The 6,049-nt window shown below is 69.9% G+C and carries 7 protein-coding genes; 5 read left to right on the forward strand and 2 right to left on the reverse strand.

Features of this window, described 5'->3' with window-relative positions:
- Positions 1–469: isocitrate lyase/phosphoenolpyruvate mutase family protein (locus tag ACO1BU_RS35605; RefSeq protein ID WP_424140616.1), on the reverse strand; the 469-nt coding region annotated here is incomplete at its 3' end.
- A gap of 539 nt (positions 470–1,008) precedes the next feature.
- Between ACO1BU_RS35605 and ACO1BU_RS35610 the strand changes: the two genes are divergently transcribed.
- Positions 1,009–1,473, forward strand: a complete 465-nt coding sequence (locus ACO1BU_RS35610) for a MaoC/PaaZ C-terminal domain-containing protein (protein WP_424140617.1) — start codon at positions 1,009–1,011, stop codon at positions 1,471–1,473.
- A gap of 54 nt (positions 1,474–1,527) precedes the next feature.
- On the opposite strand, the gene ACO1BU_RS35615 is transcribed toward ACO1BU_RS35610, so the two are convergent.
- Positions 1,528–2,271 (reverse strand): FadR/GntR family transcriptional regulator, encoded by a 744-nt coding sequence (locus ACO1BU_RS35615; RefSeq protein WP_424140618.1) that lies wholly within the window; start codon positions 2,269–2,271, stop codon positions 1,528–1,530.
- Positions 2,272–2,572: 301 nt separating this feature from the next.
- Between ACO1BU_RS35615 and ACO1BU_RS35620 the strand changes: the two genes are divergently transcribed.
- The 4 genes from ACO1BU_RS35620 to ACO1BU_RS35635 all read left to right on the forward strand — a co-directional run.
- Positions 2,573–3,538 (forward strand): Bug family tripartite tricarboxylate transporter substrate binding protein, encoded by a 966-nt coding sequence (locus ACO1BU_RS35620; protein ID WP_424140619.1) that lies wholly within the window; start codon positions 2,573–2,575, stop codon positions 3,536–3,538.
- Positions 3,539–3,602: 64 nt separating this feature from the next.
- Positions 3,603–4,301 (forward strand): nitroreductase family protein, encoded by a 699-nt coding sequence (locus tag ACO1BU_RS35625; protein ID WP_424140620.1) that lies wholly within the window; start codon positions 3,603–3,605, stop codon positions 4,299–4,301.
- Complete coding sequence (locus ACO1BU_RS35630; protein ID WP_424140621.1) at positions 4,298–5,407, forward strand: CaiB/BaiF CoA transferase family protein; 1,110 nt, start codon at positions 4,298–4,300, stop codon at positions 5,405–5,407. The genes ACO1BU_RS35625 and ACO1BU_RS35630 overlap by 4 nt, the downstream gene beginning before the upstream one ends.
- Positions 5,407–6,049 (forward strand): FAD-dependent oxidoreductase (locus ACO1BU_RS35635; protein ID WP_424140622.1); only part of this gene is annotated, 643 nt, incomplete at its 3' end. The genes ACO1BU_RS35630 and ACO1BU_RS35635, both read left to right, overlap by 1 nt.

The raw sequence follows: 6,049 nt of genomic DNA on the forward strand, positions 1-6,049 counted from the left end.
GATGCTTCCGGGCCCGCCGCGCCGCCGCGACCTTCGCCGCGAAATCCTGCGGGTCGGCCAGCTTCTTGTCATTCAGATGCCCGCACTTCTTGGGCAGCAACTGGTCTTCCAGCTGGACCGCCGCCGCGCCCGCATCCTCGAAGGAGCGGACCATGTGCATGACGTTCAACGCCTCGCCGTAGCCCGTATCGCCATCGACCAGGGCCGGAAGGGCCGAGGCCCGGGCCACCTGGCGGATGTGCCAGCACACATCCTCCACCGTGATCATGCCGAGATCGGGCAGGCCCATATTGGCCGACATGGCGGCGCCGGAGATGTAGAGCGCCTCGAACCCCGCCCGCCTGGCCAGCAGCGCCGCCATCCCGGTATGGGCGCCGGGCATGCACAGGATGCCCGGGCGCTCCAGCAGCGCGCGGAAGCGCTGGCCGGCCGGAAGATCCGGAACGTCCTCTCCGATCACATAGGGCATCAGCCACGCTCCGTCAGTGACTGGAGGAAGGCTGGGATCACGACGGGAGCACTCTCGATGAGAGGCGGGGCCGTGCCGGTCAGGCCCGCTGCCGCGCTCAAGCCAATGCCGACAGTTAGGACTCGGCGTGCTAGGTGATCCTCGTGCGGCAGCCGTTCTAATTCAGCCCGGCTCGGATCGTCATGAGTGGTTACGAGCTTCACTTCATTCTCCCGAAGCGGGCCAAGCGAGACCGCAACCGCCTCATTTCCCTGCTTGCCGGCCGTTGGTTGGGGGAGCTTTCCGGGGCGCAGGCCGCGGTCGACCCCGGATGACTACCTGAGTTGCACCCCGTGGGCAATTGGAATAAAGGACGGTCCAAGACGCCTCGAGGCTGGCCTTCTCAGGACGAGCCCCGAACCGGAGCGAAACGGCGGCGCCAGACCCGATTTTTGCGGTCAGCCATCCATGGCGCTCCGGCTGACCGATTCAGTCCCGGAGCGCTCAGCAAAGTAGGGGGAGAAGCGATGTCCGAAGTCGATTTGGCACAGCCTCGTGGCATGTACTTCGAGGACTTCGTGGTCGGGAAGCATTACGCGACCGGTCGACGCACCGTGACGCTGACGGACATCGTGAACTTCGCCTGCCTCTCGGGCGACATGAACCCCCCGCACATCGACCACGAGTTCTGCAAGACACAGCCCTACGGGGAGCCAATCGCGCACGGCCCTCTTGTCTTCGCCATCTCGGGCGGCCTCCAGTGCCTGAGCGGTGTCAATGACGGGACGATCATCGCCATGCTTGGCGTCGATAGGTGGCGTATTCATCTTCCCGTGAAGCACGGGGACACCATCCACGTTGTCTTCACACCTACTGAGAAGCGCCTCACGAGCAAAGGCAATCAGGGCGTCGTCATTTTCGACCGGGAGATCCGAAACCAGAGGAACGAGCTGGTTCAATCCATGGTCACGACGCTCCTCTACCGTTGTCGCCCCACGGAGAGGCAGGCCAACGTAAGTAGCTAAGTATGCCACAGCTGGCCGTCCCCTGCCGCGGCCTGGCACGCCCAGGCGGCCAGTTCAGCGCGCTCGCGCCTCCACGGACTGCCGCTCGGCCGGTCGCCGTGCCTTTTCGAGATGGGCCTGAAGGCCGCGCAGGTAGGTCTCCATGGTCCGGGCGGCGGCCTCTTCGTCCCTGGCGCGGATCTGGTCCAGCAGGGTGCGGCGCGTGGTCAGCACGGGGTCGTGCACCCGCGGGCCGGCCAGGGCCACGAAGTGCCGCAGGACGTCGCTGAGACCCTCCACCATGGCCGTGAGGATCACGTTGCCTGTCGCCTCGGCGAGCAGCCGGTTGAACTCAATTGCCTTGTAGGTGCGCTCCTCGAAGCGGCCTTGCTCGGTCAGGGCGGTCGCCTCGGTCAGGTTCTTCTCCAGCGCGGCGAGATGGGCAGCCCGCGCCCGTCGGCAGGCCAGGCGCACCACCGTGTCCATCACGTGCAGCCGGGCTTCCAGCAGCATGTCCACGGAGGCGCGGCCGAGGTCGATCATATCCCGGAACGACTGAGTCACCAGCTTGGCGCCGCCATCGGCGACGAAAGCGCCCCCGCTGCGCCCCTTCTTCAGGGTGATGAGCCCGGCAACCTCCAGATTCCGCATGCCCTCGCGGACCGCCATGCGGCTGACGGCGAACATCTCGGACAACTCGCGCTCCGTCGGCAGTCGGTCGTTGGGCTTCAGTTCGCCGGACGCGATCTGCTGGCGGATGCGCGCGCCGATCTCCTCAGAGATGCGCGGCGTCCTGATCGGCACGTAGGCCGACGGCACCGGGGGCGGCAGCTGTACCGCAGGTGACGAAGATTTCCGGACGGCCCTGGCTGCGGCTTCCTTCCCGCTCTTCGCTCGCGTCGACCTCGCACGCCCCGGCGTCACCATGCATCACTCCTTCCCCACAAGGTCCCGCGGCCGGTACGGGCTCATCTGCGGGCCACAGCAGATTCCGCGATGATAGCCGATCAAGGAGCATCCAGGAATGCTCTTGATTGGACCGTCCAATGTATGATTATGCTTCTGACGACGATCAGAACGGATGGCTGCCGGCAATGAACGGCGCCGGGGGAGAACATCCATGAGGAAGCGAAGCATCGTCCTGGCAGCCTTCTGTCTGGCGCTCGGCATCGGCTCCGCCGGGGCGCAGGACTTCCCGAGCAAGCCCCTCCGCATCCTCATCCCCTACCCGCCGGGCGGGACCACGGATGTCATCGCCCGCGCGCTGCAGGAACCGCTGCGCGCGTCGTTCGGCCAGCCCGTGGTCATCGAGAACCGCGGCGGCGGGGCGGGGGCGATCGCGATGCGGGAGGTGATGAACGCCGCGCCCGATGGCTATACCCTGGTGCTGAGCAACAACGGCCCGACGTCCATCCTACCGCTGACGGAGAGCAACATCGGCTACCGCGGCACGGCCCTGACCGCTGTCGCGCAGGTCACGTCGGCGCCGCTCGTCCTGGTTACCTCGGCCGCGCTCCCGGCCACCGACCTGCGTGGCTTTTTCGTTTACGCGCGCGCCCACCCCGGGCGGGTGAACTACGGCACGGCGGGGGTCGCCTCGCTCGGCCACGTCTCCACCCTGTTGCTCGGCCAGCTGGCGGGCATCGACGTTGTACACATTCCCTATCGCGGGCAGGGGCCCATGACTTTGGCCCTCGTCGCGGGGGAGGTGCAATTCGTGCTGACCACCACCTCCACCGCGATGAACGAGCACATCGGGTCGGGCAAGCTGCGCGCCCTGGGCGTGAGCACGCCCGAGCCTTCGCCTGTGGTCCGCGGTGCCCCTCCGATCGCGAGCGTCCTGCCCCGCTACGCCGTGGAGGTGTGGTTCGGCCTTCTCGCCCCGCCCGGCACGCCCGCGCCGGTGGCCGAGAAGATCAACGGGGCGGTGCGGCAGGCGCTCGCGCTGCCCGCAGTGCAGCAGATGCTCCGCGGCGCCGGCATGGAGCCGGCGACCTCCACGCCGCAGGTCTTCGCCCAGCGATTGGCCGAGGAGGAAGGAGTTTGGCGCTCCGTGCTGGCCTCCGCGAATATCAAGCCGGAATAGTGCCGCCGCACCTGGGGCGCGGTGCCGCGCCCGGGCCGGATCTCCCCCATTCCTCGGAAGAGTCATGCCTGACACCCTCATCCCGCCGCCCAACCTCGCCATAGAGGCGTTCGAGCACCTTTTGGCCGGTCGTCACAGCTGCCGTGCCTTCCGGGGCGAGGCGGTGGACGAGGGCCTGATCCGGCGCATTCTGACGGCGGCACAGCGCGCGCCCTCCTGGTGCAACGCGCAGCCCTGGAAGGTGATCGTGACAAGCGGCGCGGCGACCGAGGACTTCCGCGCGGCGCTGACGGCGCATGCCCGCGGCGGCGAGCGGCGGCCGGACATCCCGTTCCCCGAGAGCTACGCCGGCGCCTACCAGGAGCGACGCCGGGAGTGCGGCTTCCAGCTCTACGACGCCGTCGGCGTGGCGCGCGGCGACCGGGAGGGCTCGGCCCGGCAGGCCGCCGAGAACTTCCGCCTCTTCGGTGCGCCGCACGCGGCGATCGTGACCACGGAGGCGGCGCTCGGGCCTTACGGCGCGGTGGACTGCGGCGCCTACGTCACGGCCTTCATGCTGGCGGCCCACGCGCTGGGCGTGGCCTGCATCGCGCAGGCGGCGCTGGCCGCCTACTCGCCCTTCCTGCACGCGCATTTCGGCATTCCCGAGCACCGGCAGGTCGTCTGCGGCATCTCCTTCGGCTTCGAGAACGAGGCGCACCCGGCCAATGCCTTCCGTACCCGCCGGGCGCCGCTGGACGAGGTGGTGGAATGGCGGGGGTGAGCGGGCCGCTGGCCGGACTGCGGGTGCTGGAGTTCGGCGCGATCGGGCCCGTGCCCTTCGCGGCGATGCTGCTCGCCGACATGGGGGCGGATGTGGTGCAGGTGGCCCGGCCAGGCCCGCGGCGCGACCCGCGGACGGACCCGACCCAGCGCGGCCGGCGGGTGATCGTCCTCGACCTGAAGCGGGAGGAGGATCGGGCGACGGCGCTGGACCTCGCGTCCGGGGCCGAGGTGCTGCTGGAGGGGAACCGGCCGGGCGTGATGGAGCGCCTGGGCCTCGGGCCCGGGCCGTGCCTCGCCCGTAACCCGCGCCTCGTCTACGGCCGGATGACGGGCTGGGGGCAGGACGGGCCGCTGGCCCGCACGGCCGGGCACGATATCAACTACATCGCTCTGACCGGCGCCCTGCACGCGATCGGGGCGGCGGGCGGACCGCCACTGCCGCCGCTGAACCTCGTGGGTGACTACGGGGGCGGCGCCATGTTCCTCCTCTTCGGGGTGCTCTGCGCCGCGATGCACGCGCGTGAGACTGGGCGCGGGCAGGTGGTGGACGCGGCGATGGTGGACGGCGCCTCCATCCTGATGTCGGCCTTCTTCGGTATGGCGGCCCGGGGCGGCTGGGGCGGCGCGCGCGGCGAGAACCTGCTGGACGGCGGCGCGCCCTGGTACGGCACCTACGAGACGGCCGATGGCGGCCACGTGGCCGTGGGAGCGCTGGAGGAGCCGTTCTGGCAGGCGCTGCTGGCCGCGCTGGAGATCGCGCCGGACTCCCTGCCGCCGCGCGAGGACCGGGCGGGCTGGCCGGCCATCCGTGCGGCGTTGGCCGGCGCCTTCCGCCGCCGCGGCCGCGCCGAGTGGGCGGCGCGGCTGGAACCGATCGATGCCTGCGCGAGCGCGGTGCTGAGTCTGCACGAAGCGGCGGACCACCCGCACATGGCGGCGCGCGGGACGCATCTGGACCTGGACGGGCTACGGCAGCCCGCTCCCGCCCCGCGCTTCTCCGCCACTCCCGGCGAGGCCCGGCCCGCGCGGGAAGTGCTGGGCGGCGCGGCCGAGGTGCTGGCGGGTTGGCGCACCCCCGCGCCTGCGACGAAGGAGGTTGTGTGATGGCGCAGGAAGCGGCGCAGCTCTGCGACGTGCTGGTGGTGGGTTCGGGCGCGGGCGGCCTCTCGACGGCGATCGTGGCGCGGAAGGCGGGGTTGGACGTGGTGGTGGTGGAGAAGGAGCCGGTCTTCGGCGGAACCACAGCCTTCTCCGGCGGCATCCTGTGGATCCCTGGTAACCCTCATGCGAAGGCACGCGGCATCGAGGACAGCCGCGAGGCCGCCCGGACCTATTTGCGGAGCGAGGCGGGCAACCACTACGACGAGGCGCGGGTGGAGGTCTTCCTGGAGAACGGGCCGCGGATGCTGGAGTTCTTCGAGCGCGAGACGGAGGTGAAGTTCGCCCTCGCCGAGTATCCGGACTACCATCCGGACCGGGAGGGCGGGGTCTCGATCGGCCGCTCCGTGGCGCCGCTCCCCTACGATGCGCGCCGCCTCGGCCCGGAGATGCGCCGCCTGCGGAAGCCGCTGGAGACGATTACCTTCCTCGGCATGATGTTCAACTCGGCTAACCGCGACCTGAAGCACTTCTTCAACGTCACGCGCTCGCCCGTTTCGGCCCTCTACGTGGCGCGGCGGTTGGCGGCGCATATGAAGGAGCTGGCGCTGTACCGGCGCGGCGTGCAGCTGACCAGTGGCAATGCGC

It is taken from the genome of Roseomonas chloroacetimidivorans, assembly GCF_049629625.1.
GTDB lineage: Bacteria > Pseudomonadota > Alphaproteobacteria > Acetobacterales > Acetobacteraceae > Roseomonas > Roseomonas chloroacetimidivorans.